Source organism: Streptomyces amritsarensis, from assembly GCF_001953875.1.
Taxonomy (GTDB): Bacteria; Actinomycetota; Actinomycetes; order Streptomycetales; family Streptomycetaceae; genus Streptomyces; species Streptomyces amritsarensis.
The window spans coordinates 92,842-110,957 of sequence record NZ_MQUR01000007.1 but is presented as its reverse complement, the minus strand read 5'-3'; the positions used below and the strand labels follow the sequence as shown (position 1 = coordinate 110,957).

Here is an 18,116-nt window from a genome sequence, read left to right as displayed (position 1 = left end):
ACGGGCGGAGCGCCACGGCGTCGGCTCCCGGGCGGTGTCCTGCCGATCGGGCCGGATCAGGGCGCGGTCGGCGCGGTGGTCCCGGGGGACGTCACGGCCTGGCATGCGCGGATGCGCGGGACAGGGCGAGGACGGCGTGGACGAGGAGGGCGGCCGCGGCGGCGGTGGCCGCCGCCGGGACCGGGATCAGGGCGAGGGCGAGTGCGGCGGCGACGGGTCCGCGGCGGGATCCGTGGCGCAGCAGCAGCCGGGTCAGGAAGAGCAGCAGGGCGAGCGGCACGGCCACCGGCAGCGGTGTGCCGGCGAGCGCGGCGGCCCCGGCGGCGGCCGCGGTGAAGCCCGCGACGACCGTGAGCAGCAGCGGGCGGGCCCGGTCGGCGAAGTCCTCCAGGGCGCGGCTGCCGCCGAGCCGGGCCCGGGCCCCGGCCGCGAAGGCGGTGGCGAGCAGGTGACCGGGGGCGACGGCCAGCGCGAGGCCGACCGCGAGGGCGGTGCCGTACCGGTACGCGGCCCAGCCCGCGACGGCGGCGGCCAGCAGGTGCGCGAGCCAGGGGAAGCGGCCTCCGCCGGCCCGCCCCGGCCACACCAGGGCGGCGACGGCGGCGGCCACGGCGGCCGGCCCGGCCCACGCCTGGCCCGCGGCGGCCGCGGCCGCGGCGAGGGCCCCGGGCAGCAGCGCGCAGCCGAAGGCGCGGTGGGCGGACGGCCCGGCCGGGACCGGGGCCGGGGCGGCGGCCGGAGCCTCTGCGCGCGGGCTGCGTGCGTACAGCTCCTCGGCCAGGGAGAAGACGTCGCGGTGGCGGAAGCGGGCCGCGGTGCGGTCGGTGATCCCGTGGGCCTCCAGCCCGGCTGCGATCTCCAGGGGGTCCACGGCCCGCTCGCACAGCGTGCGGTGCCGGTGCAGCAGGGCCTTGACGGGATCGCCGGCGGCCCGTCGGCGCACCTTTTCGGCCGCCGGTGACGGCGGGACTGCGGTGTCGGGGTCGACGGTGGTCATACGGCGGCCTCCGAGGTCGGGTCCGGTGCGGGCTTGGCCCAGGTCGGGCTGGTCCAGTGCCCGGGCACCCGCGCCTCCGGGGGCCGGGCGAAGGGGATGCCGCCGCCGTCGGGCCGCCCGGAGCCCTTGGCGAGCAGCCGCAGGTAGATCTCCTGGAAGGCGGCGACGTTCTGCGCGACGGTGAACAGCTCCAGGGCCCGCGCCCGGGCCGCGGCTCCGAGCCGCTCCGCCCGCTCGGCGTCCCCGAGCAGGGACAGGCAGGCCTCGGCGAGCGCCCGCGGGTTGCGCGGCGGGACGACGAGCCCGGTGCCGCCGATGACCTCGCAGACCGCGCCGACGTCGGTGGAGACGGTGGCGCGCCCGCAGAACATCGCCTCGGCGAGGGTGACGGGGAAGCCCTCGATCACGGAGGACAGCACGACGACCCGCCCGGCGCCGTACGCGTCGGCCGCGGAGGGTGCCTCGGGTCCGCCGATCTCCTCGAAGGCGACCGAGTTCTCCCCGACGGTGACGCTGTCGGCGGCCTCGTCGGGGAACAACTGTGCGGCGAGGGAACGGCAGTCGGCGAGGTAGCCGGGATCCGCCGCCGTGGCGAAGATCCGCAGCCGGGCGCGCGGTTCGGCCCTCCTGACCTCGGCGAAAGCGTGCAGCAGGGCGATGAGGTCCTTGGCGGGCTCCACCCGGCCGACCCACACGAGGGTGTCCGGGTCCCCGCGGTCGGCGGACTCCCCGACGGTGGCGAATCGGTCCGCCTCCATCCCCGGGTGGACGGTCCGCAGCCGGTCGCGGCCGGCGCCGCACCGCTCCTGCCAGCGCCGGGCGTGGGCGTTGCCGGGGGTCAGGAAGTCGGCCCGGGCGTAGATCTCGCAGGCCAGCCGCAGGTGGAAGGCGGCGAGCAGGGCCCGTACGGCGGGGCGGGGCTCCTCGCCCCGCCCGGCGCCGAGGTGGGACAGGTAGTGGGCGCGCAGTTGGACCCCGTACTCGGTGACCAGCAGCGGAACCCCGAAGAAGCGTTTGGCCAGCAGTCCGGGGAGCGCCGCCACCCCGCCCGCCGCCGCGTGGCAGACGTCGACCGCGCCGAGGCCCTCGCCGCGGGCGTCCTCCTCGTACCAGTCGAGGGACAGCGGGCGCAGCATGCGCTCCAGTTCGTCGACGAACTCCAGCAGGTCGGCGACGTGCGCCGCCTGGACGGTGCGGCTCGCGCCGTGGGCCCGGCAGGCGCCCTCCAGCGCCCGCACCGCCGACTCGGAGCGCAGCGCGGCGTGGAGCCCGCCCTGTTCGCGGGCGAGGTCGGCGAGCCCGTAGAGCCCGGCCGCGAAGGGGTCCGGCGCGCCTGCGCAGATGCCGTGGACCAGCTCGCCGAAGCAGTCGGCGAACCGCCGGCGCTCGCGCCGGGCGTAGGTCCGCCCGTCGTCGGCGGGGGCCCACAGGGGAGCCGTGCGGACGTGGGCGACGTGCTCGGGCAGCGGGACCCGGGCGCGTTCCTGCTCGGCGCTGCGGCTCAGCGCGTACAGCTCGAACTCGTGCTGCGGGAGTCCGCGCACGAGCCGGTCGCACCACAGCCTGGCCTCGCCCGTCGCATACGGATAACCACCTTCCGTGAGTAGTCCGATCCGCACGAGTGGCACCCCCGATCTCCCGTCCAGGCGGTCGCCGTCGGTCAGGCGACCCGCCGCGGAAGAACTCAAGCGGATATGCCGAAGGCGCGACGGACGGTTGTCCGTCGCGCCACCGGAAGGGGTGAAGAGTCGTAACTTTCCCGTACGGTTCGCGTTCGAGCACGCTAGAAGTACAGCCTTGGCCGGGCCCCAACTAGGCGGTGGCCAGGGCCTCCTGGCGCGAGGACCGGCGTTGCGCGGCCTGCTCCGGGTCCAGGCCCGGTACGGCGGCCAGCAGGCGGCGCGTGTAGGGGTGGACCGGACGGTCGTAGACCTGGTCCACCGGGCCCTCCTCCACGATCCGGCCGGCCCGCATGACGGCGACCCGGTCGCTGACCTGGCGGACCACGGCGAGGTCGTGCGCGATGAAGACCAGGGCGATGCCGGACTCCCGCTGGAGCTGCGCCAGCAGAGCGGTGACCTGTGCCTGCGTGGTCACGTCGAGGGCCGAGACGGGCTCGTCGCAGACGATCAGCCGGGGCCGGGGCGCCAGTGCCCGGGCGATGCCCACCCGCTGGCGCTGGCCGCCGCTGAACTCGTGCGGGTAGCGGTCGTAGTGCCCGGCCTCCAGGCCGACGCGCTCCAGCAGTTCCCCGACGCGGGCGCGCAGGGCCGCCTCGTCGCGTTCCCCGGCCGCGCGCAGCGGGTCGGCGATGGACTCGCCGATGCTGCGGCGCGGGTTGAGGGAGGAGACCGGGTCCTGGAAGACCATCTGCACGCCGGACGTGATCCCGGTGGCGGGGGCGCCGCCGTGCCGGACCAGGCCGGAGTCGGGTTGCACGAGTCCGACGAGCATCCGCCCCAGCGTGCTCTTGCCGGAGCCGCTCTCGCCGACGATGCCGAGGGTCTCCCCTGCGCGCACGGCGAGGGACACCCCGGCGACGGCGGCGACGCGCCGCCCGCGCCGGCCGAACTCCCGCCGCAGTTCCACGGCTTCGACGACGGGTGCGGCCGAGCTGTCCGGCGCGGGTCCGGGCAGGGACCGGGAGGCCCGCGGCCCGTCCAGTCTCGGCACCGCCGCCAGCAGCGCGCGCGTGTACGCCTCGGCCGGTGCGGCGAGCACGGAGGCCACCGGGCCGCGCTCCAGGGCGGAGCCGTCCCGCATGACGAGGAGTTCGTCCACGCTCTCCGCGGCCACGCCCACGTCGTGGGTGACCAGCAGCAGGCCGAGGCCGCGCTCCTCGCGCAGCCCGTGCAGCAGGTCCAGGATCTGGGCCTGGACGGTGACGTCCAGCGCGGTGGTCGGCTCGTCGGCGATCAGCAGCCGCGGGTCGCAGGCCAGCGCCATCGCGATGAGGGCGCGCTGCCGCATGCCGCCGCTGAACTCGTGCGGGCGGGCGCGGGAGCGGCGTGCGGCGTCCGCGATGCCCACCCGGTCGAGCACCCGGACGGCCCGGGCGCGGGCGGCCCGCCGGGAGGCGCCCGAGTGGATCCGGTGGACCTCGGCGATCTGGTCGCCGATGGCGAGGTACGGGTCCAGGGAGCTGAGCGGGTCCTGGAAGACCATGGCGGCCGTCCCGCCGCGCAGCCGGCGCAGTGCGGCGGGTGTCGCCGCGGCCACGTCGGTGCCGCCGACCCGGACGGTGCCGGACAGGCGCGCGCCCGTGCCGCGGTGCAGGCCGAGCAGGGCGGCGGCGACGGTGGACTTGCCGCTGCCGGACTCGCCCACGATGCCCAGGGCGCGGCCCTCCTCCAGGGTGAAGGAGACCTTGTCCACGGCTCGTACGTAGGCGTCGGCGCCGTCGACGGGGAATTCGACCGCGAGGTCGGCGACCTCCACCAGTGTCTGCGTCATGCGAGGGCCACCCTTCGGTCCGCGGCCGCGTACAGCAGGTCGGCGACGGCGCCCGCGACGACCACGGCCGTGCCGATCGCCAGGACGACGCCCACCACGACGGGCAGGTCCACGACCCGCACCGCGTCGATGAGGGTCTTGCCGAGCCCGGGGATCCCGAACAGCGACTCCGTCAGCACCGCGCCGCCGATCATCGTGCCGAAGTCGACGGCGCTGAGGGCGATCACGGGGGCGACGGCGCCGCGCACCGCGTGCCGGGTGACCAGGGCCCGCTCCCCCACCCCGTAGGCGCGGAAGGTGCGGATGTGGTCCTCGGCGAGGGTTTCGAGGGTCGAACTGCGCGTGATCCGCGCGTACTTGGCGCTCTCGAACAGGCCGAGCGTCAGCCAGGGCAGCAGCAGGTTCCAGGCCCACTGCTCGGGGTCCTCCGTGAGCGGCACATAGGTCGGGAACGGCAGCCACTGCAGGTACGCGCAGACCGCCATGAGGAGCAGCAGCCCCAGGATGAAGACGGGCGTGCCGGTGCCGGCGAGGGTGAGGACGGTCAGCAGGCGTTCGGTGATGCCGCCGCGGCGCAGCGCGGACAGCACTCCGGTGCCGACGCCGACCAGCAGCCAGATGGCCAGGGCGCCCAGCGCGAGCGACAGGGTGGCGGGCAGCCTGGTCAGGATCAGGTCGGTGACCTGCTGGTCGGTCTGGTACGACAGGCCCAGGCAGGGCGCGTCGCAGTGCAGGACGAGCCCGGCTCCGGCGGAGTGGTCCCGGCCGGCCACCAGTCCCTGGAGGAAGTGCAGGTACTGGGCGACGGTGGACTCGTTCAACCCGAGCTGTTCGCGGACCTGGGCGATCTGCTGCGGGTTGCAGCGCTCGCCGCAGGCGAGGCGGGCGGGGTCGCCGGGGGCCAGGTAGAACAGGGAGTAGACGATGACGGACAGGGCGAGCAGCACGAGCAGTGCGCCGCCGGTCCGCTTGAGGACGAACCGGGTCACCCCGTGCGCTCCTTTCCGGTGCCGACCCGCAGGCGGGAGCCTTCGCGCGGGTCGAGTGCCGTGCGGACGGCGTCGCCGAGGACGGTGGAGGCGAGCACGGTGGTGAAGAGCAGTCCGGCGGGGAGCAGGACGTAGGCGGGGTCGGCGCGGAACCAGGTCTGGGCGCTGGAGAGCATCTGCCCCCAGGAGGGGGTGGGCGGCTTCACGCCGACGCCCAGGAAGGACAGCGAGGCCTCGGCGACGATGGCGGTGGGCACCTTGATCGCGGCGTAGGTGATCACGGGTGCGGCCAGGGACGGCAGCAGTTCGCGCCGGGCGATGCGCAGCTTTCCGCTTCCGGCGAGCCGGGCGGCGTCGACGAAGTCGAGGCCGCGCAGGGCCAGGGCCTGGGCGCGCACCATCCGGGCGGTGCCGCCCCAATCGAGCAGCCCGATGATGAGGACGAGCAGCAGCGGGCGGGGGAAGTCGGGCGGGACGACGGCGGTGAGGGCGATGCCGATGACCAGCATCGGCAGGGCGATCATCACGTCGGTGGTCCGCCCGATGACCTGGTCCGCGGTGCGTCCGCCGAGCGTGGCGGCGAGGCCCACGGCGACACCGACGGCCGTCTGTACGGCGACCGCGCCGAGGGCGACGAGCAGCGAGACGCGTGCCCCGTACAGGAGCCGGGTGAACAGGTCGCGGCCGGTGCCCGGTTCGACGCCGAGCCAGTGGTCGGCGGAGATCCCGCCGAAGGAGCCGATCGGGACGCCGCCGCGGGCGGAGTCCACGAGGTCGTCGTGGTAGGTGTTCGGGTCCTGGCCGGTGAGGTGCGCGACCAGTGGGGCGGCGAGGGCGAGCAGGACGAGCAGGGCCAGTACGGCGGCGGCCACGGCGGCGGAGGGCCGTCGGCGCAGGCGCCGCCACACCTGGCGTCCGGCGCCGGCGCCCGGGGGGACGGCCCCGGGCGCCGGCGCGGACCGTTCGAGGGTGAGGCTCACTTGACCGCGACCTGCGAGATGTCGAGGACGCCGGTCCAGTCGCTGATGACGACGTTCTTGACGTCCTTGCCGACGAGCCGCTTGTAGACCGGGTGGAAGAGCGGCACGGTGAGGGCCTGCTCGCCGATCTTCTTGTCGAGGGCTCCCCAGCGCTTGCCGGCCGCGGCGAGGTCGGTGAGCTTGGCGATCTCGTCGATCTCGGCGTTGACGGCGGGGTCGTCGAGCTGCGCGTGGTTGTAGTTGGAGCCGCCGGTCACGATCTGCCGGCCGTCGAAGATGGGCGCGAGGAAGGGGCCGCCGGACGGCCAGTCGGCGCCCCAGCGGGAGAGGAAGAAGCCGGGGGTGTTCTTGGCGTCCCAGCGCCGCTCGTTGAAGGCGTTGTTCTCCAGGCCCTCCAGCTTGACGGTGATGCCGGCGGCGGCGAGCGCCTGCTGGACGGCGGTGGCGACCTCGGGGCTGGTCTGGCGGTTCTGCGCGGTGGAGTGGGTCAGGGTGACGGTGAGGCCGTCGGGGAAGCCCGCCTCCTTCAGCAGTTCCTTCGCCTTGGCCGGGTCGCCGGTCTTCCCCGCCGGGAAGTGGTCGTAGGGGGTGAAGCCGAAGGCCTCCCGCTCGGGCAGGAAGGTGGTGGCGGGCTCGGCCAGCGCGGAGCCGCCGGCGGCGTTGACCACGCTGGTGCGGTTGATCGCGTGGGAGATCGCCTGGCGCACCTTCGGGTTGTCGAAGGGCGCGACCTTCGGGTTGAAGGCGATGTAGTTGACGTAGCCGAAGTGGCCGGTGCCGACGCGGCCGGCGAGCTCCTTGTTCTCGCCGACCTGCGCCAGCTCCGCCGGGCCGAGGTTGGTGTCGGTGGTGATGGCCGCCGCGTCGGGTCCGGCGCTGGTGGTCAGGCGCTGGTTGATGACGGCGGCGTCCAGACCGGAGCGGACGTCGATCCGGTCCGGGTAGGCCTTGCGCTCCTCGTCGGTCTTCTGGTCCCAGTGCTCGTTGCGCTCCAGGGTGAGGCGCTCGCCGTCGTTCTCGTTCCCGACGACCTTGTAGGGGCCGGAGGAGAGCGGGTGCTCCTCGTACTTGGCGCCGGTGTCCTTGGCCCTGGGGACGGGGGCGAACTGCGTCTGGGTGGCGACGAAGGGGAACTCCCCCTCGGGCTTGCGCAGTTTGAAGACGATCGTCTTCGCGTCGGGCACGGCGATCGAGTCGAGTCCCTTGCCTCCGTCCTTGTACGGGCCTTCGTAGGACTCGCCGCCGACGAGCCAGTCGCGCAGGTACGGGGCTCCGCCCGACAGCTCGGCGGCGAAGGACCGCTCGATGCCGTACTTGATGTCGGCGGTGGTGATCGGGGAGCCGTCCTCGTACTTGAGGCCGTCCTTGAGGGTGTAGGTCCACTCGGTGGCGTCGGCGTTGGGCCGGCCGATGTCGGTGGCCAGGTCGGGCACGACCTTGGTGCCGGCCGCGCCGTCCTCCCGGTTGCGGGTGGTCAGGGTGCGGAAGACCAGCGAGGGAACGTTTCCGCCGCCCGAGGTGTAGAGCCGGGCCGGGTCGAAGTCGTTCTGCGGCTCGGAGTTCAGGACGGTCAGCGTGCCGCCCTTCTGCGGCGCGCCGGCGGCGCCGGGCTTGCCTCCGGCGGCGCCGGCCGCGTCCGCACCGTCCTTGGGCCCGCAGGCGGCGGCGCCCCCGGCCAGTACGAGGCTGACGGCGGCCGCGGCCACGCGGCGCGATATGTGGGACTGACGGGACATCGGAGAAGGACCTCTCGGCGTGAAGGAGAACGGAAGGGCCACGCGAGGGGCGGCGGTCGGCGGCGGCAGCGGAGCGGACCGGCACCGGACAGGAGGAAGCCGCACCTGCGGGCATGGGCGTGCCCGGGCGCGGCGGCGTCACGAAAAGGACGGAAAGGGTCGCTGCGCGGTCGGGCCGGCGTCAGCGACAGGAGATGTCGGCCACGCTGTGCGCGGCCACACCGAGGAGCGCCAGCTCAATGGCGGCGCTCGCGGTCAGGGTGTGGCGGTGCGACATGCGCAGAACGATGGCCGATGATCGGACACCTTGTCAACGCGAACACCGGCCCACACACCGGACACTGCGTCAATTCCCGGGAAACGCCCAGGGGTTGGGCCGGCATTGAATGCCGTCGATGTTGAGGGACTTGGTCTGCTGCTGCATGACCGGGGCGAGCGCGCCGGGCGTGCGGCAGTTGACGTGGCCGTGGCCGAGCCGGTGGCCGACCTCGTGGTTGATGAGCATCTGGCGGTAGGCGAACATCTGGTCCGGACCGTAGGTCTCGGAACCCTGCGCCCACCGGAAGGCGTTGATCATCACCCGCTCGGTCGTCGCCGCGTCGCAGGACACGTTGCCGACGACCGTGTCGAGGCCGGACTTGGCGCACCAGACGCCCGTGGTGCCCGGGCTGGCGAGGGTGATCACGAAGTCCGCCTCGCCGCCCGGCACCCGCTCGAAGGTCTTCGTGCCGCCGTGGCCCCAGCTGCGGTCGTCGTTGAGGGTGCGGTGGACGGCCTCGGCGAAGAGCTGCGGGTCCAGGCCCAGGCCCTGCTCGACGTCGACCCGGTAGCGCACGATCTTGCCCTTGCCGGGGGCCTTGGCCACGCCCGGCACGGTGTCGAAGGTCCCGGGCCCGGCCAGCTTCGGGTCGAGGGGCAGCTGCGCGGCCATCTGCTGTTCGTAGGTCAGCTCGGGCGCGGGGGCGGGCGCGGCGGCGGGCGGCGCGACGGGGACGGCCGCGCCGCCGTTCGGGGTGGGCCGGCCGTCGGAGCGGGAGGCGGCCGTGTCGCTGCGGTCCTTGTCGGTGGCCGCGGGCGCGCCGGCCCTGGCCTCGTCGGCGTCCGTGTCGAGGAACCCCTGGCCGGCGACGACCACCGCGAGGACCGTGGTGACCGCGGCCGCGGCCATCCCGGTGTACGCCAGGGCCTTCCTGCCGCGGCCGGAGGCGGGCCGCTCCTCGACGGCATCGGCCGGCAGCCGGGGGCCGGGCACGAGGCGGTGCGAGCCGGTGGAGGTGACGGGGTCCGGCGCGGCCGGGGGCGCGGCCTGGGGAGCCGGCTGGTCGAACGTGACCTGCGGGAAGCCCACCGCAGGGGTGCCGAAGGCCGGCGTGTCGTAGTCCCGGGGGGCGGCGGGGGCCGCCGCCCGTGCCGCGGGCGCGGGGTCGCCACCGAAGCGCGGGCGGGGTACGCCGCGCCAGTCCCCGTACACGGAGTCGGCTCCGGCCCCCCAGGCGCCGCCGGTCTCGTACTGCTGGGGGTGGCCGCCGGCCCGCTCGCCGGCGGCGGGGCGGTCCTGGGAGACGTAGCCGTGGTGCGTGACGGTCGGCTCGGGCCACCCGGCGAACGGGTCGCCGTTGCCGAAGACGTCGTCGCCGGACGCGTCGTACGCGTCGTACGCGAACCGGTCCTCGTACGCGGCGGGATCCGGCTGCTGCGCCTGCGGGCGCGCTGCTGAAGGCGCCGGCGCCGGAGCTGGCTCCGGAGCGGGCGCCCCGGATTTTCGACTGTGTCGTCCCACGGCCCTCAGCCCCTGCCGTCTTCGGTGTCCCGGACCGCAGCCCCTGCGCCGGTGTCGCGCAGCAGCTCCGTGAAGGCGGCGGCCACCGCCTCGGGGTACTCCATCATCGCCACGTGCCCGGCCTCGGGCAGGGTCAGCAGCCGCGAACCCCGGAAGGCCGCGGCCGCCTTGTGCGCCATGCGGTACGAGACCAGTTGGTCCCGGCCACCGTAGACCAGCAGCGACGGTGCGAGCACCCGCTGCGCCTGGCGCCACAGTCCGTGCTGGCCGCCGAGGGTGTAGGCGTCGACGATGCCGCGCGAGGTGCGGGTCATCGCGTCCCAGAAGTACGGCAGCGCCATCCGGCGCTCCATCTCCTCCACGGCGTTGCGGAACCCTTCGGGAGTCACCCGGGAGGGGTCTCCGTAACAGAGGTCCGTCACCCCGCGGGTGCGCTGTTCGGCGCTGAGGCCCTGGGTCATCCGGCTGAAGAGCGCGGCCACCCCGGGCAGGGCCAGCAGCGCGGTCGGCACGGCCGACCGCTGCACGCGCAGCTCGGGGAGGGCGGGCGAGACGAGCGTCAGGGTGCGTACGAGGTCGGGGCGGACGGCCGCGACCCGGGTGGAGACGGCGCCGCCGAGGGAGTTGCCGAAGAGGTGGACCGGCCCGCGCCCGGCGGCGTCGAGGTGGCGGATGACGGCCCGCGCGAACGCGGTGACGGAGTAGTCGCGGTCCGCGGGCGGCGGGGACCATCCGAAGCCGGGCAGGTCCACGGCCTCGCCGTCGACGGTGTCCGCCAGCTGCTCCATCAGCGCCGACCAGTTCTGCGAGGAACCGCCGAGGCCGTGCACGAACAGGGCGGGCGGCAGGCCGTCGCGTCGGGGCGGGCGCACCCGGACGGCCAGTTCCAGCCCGGGCAGCGCGGCGGTGCGCAGCTGCTCCCCGTCGGCCAGCCGGACCGCTCCTGAGGGGGAGGACGGCTCGGCGGCGGACCGTACGCCCGGCAGCTCGGTCGAAGACATGCGGGCAATGTTACGAGACGATCACGTTCCACTTGTTGTGTTCGCGGTCACAGTCTCATCGCGGATCCGCATAGCGGCGCCTCCCCGATCCTCCTAGGCTCGTAAGTGACACAAGGAAGCGAGGGGAGCGGCATGACTGTCGACCCTGCGGAGCCGGACACCTTCCGGGAGCGGTTTGCGGAATCCCTCGATCCTGAGGCGCCCGAGGCGGATGTGGCGGAGCAGCAGGCCGATCTCCGCCCCGGCGACGACGACCCCGACACCGGCCGCGAGGCGGGCCAGGCCGCGGACGGCGATGCCGCCGAGCAGGCACGCGTGGTGCAGCTGGACGAGGACGACTACCGCTGAGCGAGCGTCGACCGACCGCTGACCAGCGCCTCCGGCCGTCCGTACCGCGAGAAAACTCGGCTTGGACCCCCCAGATTCGGTTACCGAAAAGTACGATGGCGGCGCGGCGCAGAGCGCCTGTGTTCCGAGAGAAAGTGGGAGGCGGCGTGACAGCCATCGAGCAGACCGAGGCAGCGCGTCCGCGGGGCACGCGACTGCCGCGCCGGGCCCGGCGCAACCAGCTGCTGGGCGCGGCCCAGGAGGTCTTCGTCGCCCAGGGTTACCACGCGGCCGCGATGGACGACATCGCCGAGCGCGCCGGGGTGAGCAAGCCGGTGCTGTACCAGCACTTCCCCGGCAAGCTCGACCTGTACCTGGCCCTGCTGGACCAGCACTGCGAGGCGCTGCTGCTGGCGGTGCGCACGGCGCTCGCGTCGACGACGGACAACAAGCTGCGCGTGGCCGCCACCATGGACGCCTACTTCGCGTACGTGGAGGACGAGGGCGGCGCCTTCCGGCTGGTCTTCGAGTCCGACCTGACCAACGAGCCCGCGGTGCGTGAGCGCGTCGACCGCGTCTCGCTCCAGTGCGCGGAGGCCATTTCCGACGTCATCGCCGAGGACACCGGCCTGTCCAAGGACGAGTCGATGCTGCTGGCCGTGGGCCTGGGCGGGGTGTCGCAGGTGGTGGCCCGCTACTGGCTGTCCAGCGAGAGCCCGGTCGCCCGTGAGACGGCGGTCGGCCTGCTGACCTCGCTCGCCTGGCGCGGCATCGCCGGCTTCCCGCTGCACGGCACCGAATCCTGACGGCCCGACGGCCGACGCGGCCGCCGCGGCCGCCGCGGCGCGGCTCCCGCGAGGCCCCCGCCGGTGTTCGCTGCGAGCGTGTCCGCTGTGCGCGGTCCGCATCCCCTCTGGCGGGCTAATGTGGACCGCGTACGGCGCGGCTGATCGCGCGAACCGGATCGTCGGAGGGACAAAGCCGTGGAGGTCAAGATCGGCGTGCAGCACGCACCCCGGGAGATCGTGCTGGAGAGCGACCTGAGCGCCGAGGAGCTGGAGAGCATCGTCAGCGCGGCGCTGTCCGGCAACGAGCCGCTGCTGAGCCTCACCGACAACAAGGGCCGCAAGGTCCTGGTGCCGTCCGACCGCCTGTCGTACGTCGACCTGGGTGAGCCGACCACGCGCAAGGTCGGTTTCGGGGCGCTCTGAGAACTGTCGGAAACGGCCCGGTGGTTGATTCCACCGGGCCGTTTCTCTTTCTTCCGCTTCGGGTAGGACCGCAGTGACCCGGTTTGCCCTGACGTATGGGAGAGACCTGATGCTGCTGATGGAAGTGCTCGGCTCCGCACTGCTGGGGCTCGCCCTGTCCGCCGCAGCCGTCCGAAGGCTCGAGTCCCGACTTCCCTCTCGGCGCGTGGTGCTGGTCAGCGGGGTGCTGGGAGCACTGTTCGGGGCCTATCTCACCCGTTTCGCGCTCGGCCCCGGGCACTCCACGCTGTTGGCCACGCTGATCGGCGCCGTGCTGGTGTCCGCCGTGGTGCTGTCCCTGCTGCTCCGTCCGGCCCGCGGGCCCCGCAGGCGTCCCCACGGGGCTCCGTTTTCGCTCCCGTCGCGGGGGTGATCCCTGAAGCCGGGCCGTGAGGCCCGCTCCCGGGACCGCGTACGTCGGCCCCGGCGCGCACACGGCGCGCCGGGGCCGACGACGTACGGGGACCGGTCAGGCGGCGAGGCCGAGGGCCGCCATCCGCTTGGTGTGGGCCTTGGTGATCCGGGTGAACATCTCGCCGACGGCCGCGAGGTCGAAGCCGGCCGCCATCCCGTCGACGCCTCCGACCAGCATGGTCGAGAGGGCGTCGCGCTCGGCGACCACGCGCTGGGCCTGCGAGAGGGCCTCGCCCATCAGGCGGCGGGCCCACAGCGCGAGGCGGCCGCCGCAGCGGGGGTCGGCCTCGATCGCGGCGCGCACCTTCTCGACGGCGAAGTTTCCGTGGCCGGTGTCGTCGAGCACACCGAGCACGAGGGCGCGGGTGTCGGTGTCGAGGTGGGAGGCGACCTCGCGGTAGAAGTCACTGGCGATGGAGTCGCCGACGTACGCCTTGACCAGGCCCTCCAGCCAGTCCGACGGGGCGGTCTGGCGGTGGAAGGCGTCGACGCCCTGGGCGAAGGGCTCCATGGCGGCGGTGGGCTCGGCCTCGATCTTCGTGAGGCGGTCGCGCAGCCGCTCGAAGTGGTGGAATTCGGCGGAGGCCATCGCGGCGAGCTCGGCCTTGTCGTCCAGGGTGGGCGCGAGCTTCGCGTCCTCCGCAAGGCGCTCGAAGGCCGCGAGCTCCCCGTAGGCGAGCGCGCCGAGCAGGTCCACGACGGCGGCCCGGTACTGCGGCGAGGCAGAGGCGGCCGCCCAGTCCTGCGAGGCGATCCCCGTGGCCTCGGCGGGGTTGCTGTCGTCGGCGGGCGAGGCGTTTTCTACGGTCGGCATGCTCCGCACAATAGCCCGCCGAATGGCCCCTCAAGGCACCACGTCTACGCACGGCCTGTCCACCTAAACCCACCTACCCGGTGAATTCACCCGACACACCTGCGCGATTCCGGGGTACAGTGGTAATGCGCCTGCCGAATACTCGACGGGCCATCCGAATGAGGATGCCCGGTCGGTGGCCCGATCGGCTCCAACCGACCGCCCTCGGTGTGGTGCGTACGTCCATGCGTACCGCCTCCCACGAGGGGCCCCCTCAGCGGCAGATGCGCTTGAGCGAAGGCCAGTGGTCCCGCGCAGCTTCGTACGTGGCAGTACTGCAAGCACAGCACGGTAGGACCCCCCTCGCCGCCTCGCGCCGCGTCTCACAGAAGAGGCAGCACCCTGACTACGTTCCGAGACCTCGGGATCTTTCCCGAGACTGCCGAAGCGCTTGAAGCCGTCGGCATCGTGTCCCCCTTCCCCATCCAGGAGATGACCCTCCCCGTCGCCCTCTCCGGCACGGACGTCATCGGCCAGGCCAAGACCGGAACCGGCAAGACGCTCGGTTTTGGGCTTCCCCTGCTGGAGCGGGTCGTCGTCCCCGCGGACGTCGAGGCCGGCCGGGCCACGCCCGACCAGCTGACCGACGCCCCGCAGGCCCTCGTGGTGGTTCCGACCCGCGAGCTGTGCACCCAGGTCACCAACGACCTGTTGACCGCCGGCAAGGTCCGCAACGTCCGCGTCCTGGCCATATACGGCGGCCGCGCCTACGAGCCCCAGGTCGAGGCCCTCAACAAGGGCGTCGACGTGATCGTCGGCACCCCGGGCCGCCTGCTCGACCTGGCCGGGCAGAAGAAGCTCGACCTGTCCCGCGTCCGCGCGCTCGTCCTCGACGAGGCCGACGAGATGCTCGACCTGGGCTTCCTGCCCGACGTCGAGAAGATCATGGCGCACCTGCCCGCGAAGCGTCAGACGATGCTGTTCTCGGCGACCATGCCGGGCGCCGTCATCGGCCTGGCCCGCCGGTACATGACGCAGCCGACCCACATCCGCGCCGTCTCCGAGGACGGCGAGGGCGCGACCGTCGCCAACATCACGCAGCACGTCTTCCGTGCGCACAACATGGACAAGCCGGAGCTGGTCTCCCGCATCCTGCAGGCCGAGGGCCGCGGCCTGGCCATGATCTTCTGCCGTACCAAGCGCACGGCGGCCGACATCGCCGAGCAGCTGGAGCGGCGCGGCTTCGCGTCCGGCGCGGTCCACGGCGACCTGGGCCAGGGCGCGCGCGAGCAGGCCCTGCGCGCGTTCCGCAACGGCAAGGTCGACGTGCTGGTGTGCACCGACGTCGCCGCACGCGGCATCGACGTCGAGGGTGTGACCCACGTCATCAACTACCAGACGCCCGAGGACGAGAAGACCTTCCTGCACCGCGTGGGCCGCACCGGCCGCGCGGGGAACAAGGGCATCGCCGTCACCCTGGTCGACTGGGACGACATCCCGCGCTGGCAGCTGATCAACAAGGCGCTGGAGCTGGACTTCCACGAGCCGGTCGAGACGTACTCCACGTCGCCGCACCTGTTCGAGCAGCTGAACATCCCGGCCGGCACCAAGGGCATCCTGCCGCGCGCCGAGCGCACGCGGGCCGGCCTGAAGGCCGAGGACCTGGAGGACCTGGGCGAGACCGGCGGCCGCGGTGGCCGCGGCGGCCGCTCCGCGCAGGCCGCCACGGTGACCGAGGAGCGCCCGGCCCGTACCCGTACCCCGCGCCAGCGCCGCCGTACGCGGGGCGGGTCCGAGCTGGGCGCCGAGCAGGCCGCCGTGTCCCCGGTGGCCGAGGCCCCGCAGGAGCCGGCCGCCGGCGACGAGCCGCGCAGGCCGCGCCGCCGCCGGACCCGCGTGGGTGCGGTGCCGGTGCAGTCCGCCCCGGCAGCGGTGGCCGAGGCGCCGGTCGCGGCTCCCGTGGTTGCGGCTCCCGTGGCCGAGGCGGCCCCGGTCGCCGAGGAGGCCCCGGCCAAGCCGAAGCGCACCCGCACCCGCAAGGTCGTTCAGAGCGCCCCGGAGCCGGATTTCCAGACGGTCCCGCTCGCCGAGCCGGCGCCCGTCCGGGCGCGGCGCCCGCGCAGGATCGTGGAGACGGCGCCGGAGCCTGACTTCCAGATGGCCCCGCCCGTCGAGCCGGTCCGGGCGCGCCGCACCACCCGCAAGGCCGCGGCCGCGCCGGTGACCCCGGTCGCCGAGGCCGCCGCGGTGGCCGTGGCCGAGGAGGCTCCGGCCAAGCCGAAGCGCACTCGCACCCGCAAGGTCGCGGAGGCCGCACCGGTCGCCGCCGAAGCCGCCGTCGCGGCCGAGGAGGCCCCGGCCAAGCCGAAGCGGACCCGCACCCGCAAGGCCGCGGAGGCCGCACCGGTCGCCGCCGAAGCCGCCGTCGCGGCCGAGGAGGCCCCGGCCAAGCCGAAGCGGACCCGTACCCGCAAGGTCGCGGCCGCGCCCGAGGCGTAGGACCGGCCCGGCAGCACGTACGCCGACGGCCCCGTCCCCTTTCCGAGGGGGCGGGGCCGTCGGCGTACCCGGGCCGCGCCGGAAGCTACGGGCCGGTAACCTCTGGTCATGAGCAAGCCGCCGCGCCTCACGCTGCCGTCCGCCGCCCGTGCGTACCACCTGTCCACCGACCGCGGATCCTTCGCCGTGCACGAGGCCGGCGAGCCGGTCCGCGGCACCGCCCTGCTGGTTCCCGGCTTCACGGGCAGCAAGGAGGACTTCATCGGGCTGCTGGAGCCGCTGGCCGCCGCCGGCTACCGGGTGGTCGCCGTGGACGGGCGCGGCCAGCACGAGACGCCCGGCCCGCGCGAGGAGTCCGCGTACGGCATGGAGGAGCTCGCGGGTGACGTCCTCGCGCAGGTCCGAGCCTTGGGCGCGGAGCGCGTGCACCTCGTCGGCCACTCGCTCGGCGGGCTGGTCTCGCGCGCGGCCGTGTTGCGCGACCCGTCGCCGTTCGCCTCGCTCACCCTGCTGAGCAGCGGGCCGGCGGCGATCGCCGAGGAGCAGCAGGCGCGAACGAAACTGCTGGTCGCCGCGCTGGAGGCGATGGGCGACGACATGCCGGGGATCTGGGAGGCGATGCGGGCGCACGACGCGCAGGACGCGGCCCGGGACTCCCCCGAGCTGACACGCTTCCTGCGCGAGCGGTGGCTGGCCACCGTCCCCGAGCAGCTGGTGGTCACGGGCCGGGCGCTGATCTGCGAGCCCGACCGGGTGGACGAGCTGAGCCGGGTGGCGCTCCCGAAGCTGGTGCTGTCCGGGGCCGTGGACTACGCCTGGCCGGTCCCGCTGATGGACGCGATGGCCGAGCGGCTCGGTGCGCGGCGAGTGGTGGTCCCCGGGACCGAGCACTCCCCGAACGCCGAGGACCCCGCGACGACGGCCGCCGCGCTGGCCTCGTTCTGGGACTCCGCCACCCCCGTGTAGTTAGCCAGTGAAAAAATTTCCTTAGCGTAGGGAATGATTGCGGCTTACACTTCGTTGACTCAGTGCAAGGAGAACACCGACGAAGGGAGAAGCCCGTGCGCTTCGAGATTCTGCGCCTGGACGACGTCGACGGGACCGCCGTGGACAGCACCGTCGTGGACGCGGCCTCCGTCAACCGGATCGTGCAGCAGGCCGCGTCGATCGGCCAGCGCATCCTCATCCGACCGGCCGAGAGGGCGTCCTCCTGACGCTCCGCCCAGTACGTTCACGCCCCCGCACCGGGACCGGTGCGGGGGCGTTCGCGCAGGTACGGGGCGCAGGCGGTCAGGATCCCCGGACCACCTGGAGCACGCCGTTGATGATCTGCTGGACGGCGATCGCCGACAGCATCATGCCGGCGAGCCGGGTCACGAGGACGACGCCGCCGTCCTTGATGACCCGGATGATCACCAGCGAGTAGCGCATGGTGATCCACAGCACGACGTGCATGGCGATGATCGCGGCCCAGACGGAGATCTGGCCGGCCGCCCCGTCCGCCTTCTGGACGGCCAGGATGACCGAGACGATCGCACCGGGCCCGGCCAGCAGCGGCATGCCGAGCGGGACCAGGGCGACGTTCACGTCCTTGGTCTGCTTGGGCTCGTCGGTCTTGCCGGTGAGCAGGTCGAGCGCGATGAGCAGGAGCAGCAGACCGCCGGCGATCATCAGCGCCGGGACGGAGACGTGCAGGTAGTCGAGGATCTGCTGACCGCAGAGGCCGAAGACCGCGATCACCCCGAAGGCCACGCAGACGGCCTGCCACGCCATGCGGCGCTGCACCTTGACGGGACGGCCGGAGGTCAGCGCCAGGAAGATGGGCGTGATCCCCGGGGGGTCCATAATCACAAAAAGGGTGAGAAAAAGGGATCCGAAGACGGCGAAGTCGAACACA

Annotated in this window: 18 protein-coding genes; 7 read left to right on the top strand and 11 right to left on the bottom strand. The window is 73.8% G+C overall.

Annotated features, from left to right (window positions below):
* Positions 1-91 precede the first annotated feature (91 nt).
* From AVW11_RS05385 to AVW11_RS05350, 9 genes are all read right to left on the bottom strand, one after another.
* Positions 92-997 carry a hypothetical protein gene (locus AVW11_RS05385; protein WP_206281881.1) on the bottom strand — a complete coding sequence of 302 codons (906 nt, stop codon included), beginning with the start codon at positions 995-997 and terminating at the stop codon, positions 92-94.
* Positions 994-2,616 carry a GT4 family glycosyltransferase PelF gene (pelF, locus tag AVW11_RS05380; RefSeq protein WP_076043406.1) on the bottom strand — a complete coding sequence of 541 codons (1,623 nt, stop codon included), beginning with the start codon at positions 2,614-2,616 and terminating at the stop codon, positions 994-996. The genes AVW11_RS05385 and pelF overlap by 4 nt, the downstream gene beginning before the upstream one ends.
* Before the next feature lie 193 nt (positions 2,617-2,809).
* Positions 2,810-4,450: a dipeptide ABC transporter ATP-binding protein gene (locus tag AVW11_RS05375; protein ID WP_076043392.1), complete on the bottom strand. Its 1,641-nt coding sequence runs from the start codon at positions 4,448-4,450 to the stop codon at positions 2,810-2,812.
* Positions 4,447-5,439 (bottom strand): ABC transporter permease, encoded by a 993-nt coding sequence (locus tag AVW11_RS05370; RefSeq protein ID WP_060176713.1) that lies wholly within the window; start codon positions 5,437-5,439, stop codon positions 4,447-4,449. Before AVW11_RS05370 ends, AVW11_RS05375 begins: the two co-directional genes overlap by 4 nt.
* The gene (locus AVW11_RS05365; RefSeq protein WP_076043391.1) at positions 5,436-6,419 is read right to left on the bottom strand and encodes an ABC transporter permease; all 984 of its coding nucleotides are present in this window, start codon (positions 6,417-6,419) and stop codon (positions 5,436-5,438) included. The genes AVW11_RS05370 and AVW11_RS05365 overlap by 4 nt, the downstream gene beginning before the upstream one ends.
* On the bottom strand, positions 6,416-8,155 hold the full coding sequence (locus tag AVW11_RS05360; protein ID WP_076043390.1) for an ABC transporter substrate-binding protein: 1,740 nt from the start codon (positions 8,153-8,155) through the stop codon (positions 6,416-6,418). The genes AVW11_RS05365 and AVW11_RS05360 overlap by 4 nt, the downstream gene beginning before the upstream one ends.
* Before the next feature lie 181 nt (positions 8,156-8,336).
* Complete coding sequence (locus tag AVW11_RS39070; protein WP_318658183.1) at positions 8,337-8,432, bottom strand: Ms4533A family Cys-rich leader peptide; 96 nt, start codon at positions 8,430-8,432, stop codon at positions 8,337-8,339.
* Between the two features lie 69 nt (positions 8,433-8,501).
* On the bottom strand, positions 8,502-9,935 hold the full coding sequence (locus AVW11_RS05355; protein ID WP_076043389.1) for a DUF3152 domain-containing protein: 1,434 nt from the start codon (positions 9,933-9,935) through the stop codon (positions 8,502-8,504).
* Positions 9,936-9,940: 5 nt separating this feature from the next.
* On the bottom strand, positions 9,941-10,936 hold the full coding sequence (locus AVW11_RS05350; protein WP_076043388.1) for an alpha/beta fold hydrolase: 996 nt from the start codon (positions 10,934-10,936) through the stop codon (positions 9,941-9,943).
* 132 nt (positions 10,937-11,068) lie between these two features.
* Between AVW11_RS05350 and AVW11_RS05345 the strand changes: the two genes are divergently transcribed.
* The 4 genes from AVW11_RS05345 (at position 11,069) to AVW11_RS05330 (ending at position 12,886) form a co-directional block, all read left to right on the top strand.
* Positions 11,069-11,284, top strand: a complete 216-nt coding sequence (locus tag AVW11_RS05345) for a hypothetical protein (RefSeq protein WP_060176708.1) — start codon at positions 11,069-11,071, stop codon at positions 11,282-11,284.
* 146 nt (positions 11,285-11,430) lie between these two features.
* Positions 11,431-12,069 carry a TetR/AcrR family transcriptional regulator gene (locus tag AVW11_RS05340; protein WP_030853473.1) on the top strand — a complete coding sequence of 213 codons (639 nt, stop codon included), beginning with the start codon at positions 11,431-11,433 and terminating at the stop codon, positions 12,067-12,069.
* 177 nt (positions 12,070-12,246) lie between these two features.
* On the top strand, positions 12,247-12,474 hold the full coding sequence (locus tag AVW11_RS05335) for a DUF3107 domain-containing protein (RefSeq protein ID WP_030772789.1): 228 nt from the start codon (positions 12,247-12,249) through the stop codon (positions 12,472-12,474).
* 109 nt (positions 12,475-12,583) lie between these two features.
* Positions 12,584-12,886, top strand: a complete 303-nt coding sequence (locus AVW11_RS05330) for a hypothetical protein (protein ID WP_225884930.1) — start codon at positions 12,584-12,586, stop codon at positions 12,884-12,886.
* A 96-nt stretch (positions 12,887-12,982) separates the two neighbouring features.
* Here AVW11_RS05330 and AVW11_RS05325 read toward each other — a convergent pair whose 3' ends face one another.
* On the bottom strand, positions 12,983-13,741 hold the full coding sequence (locus tag AVW11_RS05325; RefSeq protein ID WP_060176707.1) for a ferritin-like fold-containing protein: 759 nt from the start codon (positions 13,739-13,741) through the stop codon (positions 12,983-12,985).
* A 447-nt stretch (positions 13,742-14,188) separates the two neighbouring features.
* On the opposite strand from AVW11_RS05325, the gene AVW11_RS05320 reads away from it, so the two are divergent.
* The 3 genes from AVW11_RS05320 to AVW11_RS37655 all read left to right on the top strand — a co-directional run bounded on the left by AVW11_RS05320 (position 14,189) and on the right by AVW11_RS37655 (position 17,433).
* Positions 14,189-16,219, top strand: coding sequence for a DEAD/DEAH box helicase (locus AVW11_RS05320; RefSeq protein WP_240528133.1), 2,031 nt, complete (start codon positions 14,189-14,191; stop codon positions 16,217-16,219).
* Between the two features lie 108 nt (positions 16,220-16,327).
* A complete protein-coding gene (locus AVW11_RS05315; RefSeq protein ID WP_030853460.1) occupies positions 16,328-17,185 on the top strand; it encodes an alpha/beta fold hydrolase in 858 nt (285 codons plus the stop codon).
* 95 nt (positions 17,186-17,280) lie between these two features.
* The gene (locus AVW11_RS37655; protein ID WP_167389209.1) at positions 17,281-17,433 is read left to right on the top strand and encodes a hypothetical protein; all 153 of its coding nucleotides are present in this window, start codon (positions 17,281-17,283) and stop codon (positions 17,431-17,433) included.
* Between the two features lie 76 nt (positions 17,434-17,509).
* On the opposite strand, the gene AVW11_RS05310 is transcribed toward AVW11_RS37655, so the two are convergent.
* The gene (locus AVW11_RS05310) at positions 17,510-18,115 is read right to left on the bottom strand and encodes a MarC family protein (RefSeq protein WP_030853457.1); all 606 of its coding nucleotides are present in this window, start codon (positions 18,113-18,115) and stop codon (positions 17,510-17,512) included.
* Between the last annotated feature and the right edge of the window lies 1 nt (position 18,116).

Bases quoted from the DNA above. Each gene is read 5' to 3' on its own strand.
- AVW11_RS05385 (WP_206281881.1), bottom strand. From the start codon at position 997: ATGACCACCGTCGACCCCGACACCGCAGTCCCGCCGTCACCGGCGGCC.
- AVW11_RS05375 (WP_076043392.1), bottom strand. From the start codon at position 4,450: ATGACGCAGACACTGGTGGAGGTCGCCGACCTCGCGGTCGAATTCCCC.
- AVW11_RS05360 (WP_076043390.1), bottom strand. From the start codon at position 8,155: ATGTCCCGTCAGTCCCACATATCGCGCCGCGTGGCCGCGGCCGCCGTC.
- AVW11_RS39070 (WP_318658183.1), bottom strand. From the start codon at position 8,432: ATGTCGCACCGCCACACCCTGACCGCGAGCGCCGCCATTGAGCTGGCG.
- AVW11_RS05350 (WP_076043388.1), bottom strand. From the start codon at position 10,936: ATGTCTTCGACCGAGCTGCCGGGCGTACGGTCCGCCGCCGAGCCGTCC.
- AVW11_RS05345 (WP_060176708.1), top strand. From the start codon at position 11,069: ATGACTGTCGACCCTGCGGAGCCGGACACCTTCCGGGAGCGGTTTGCG.
- AVW11_RS05330 (WP_225884930.1), top strand. From the start codon at position 12,584: ATGCTGCTGATGGAAGTGCTCGGCTCCGCACTGCTGGGGCTCGCCCTG.
- AVW11_RS05325 (WP_060176707.1), bottom strand. From the start codon at position 13,741: ATGCCGACCGTAGAAAACGCCTCGCCCGCCGACGACAGCAACCCCGCC.
- AVW11_RS05315 (WP_030853460.1), top strand. From the start codon at position 16,328: ATGAGCAAGCCGCCGCGCCTCACGCTGCCGTCCGCCGCCCGTGCGTAC.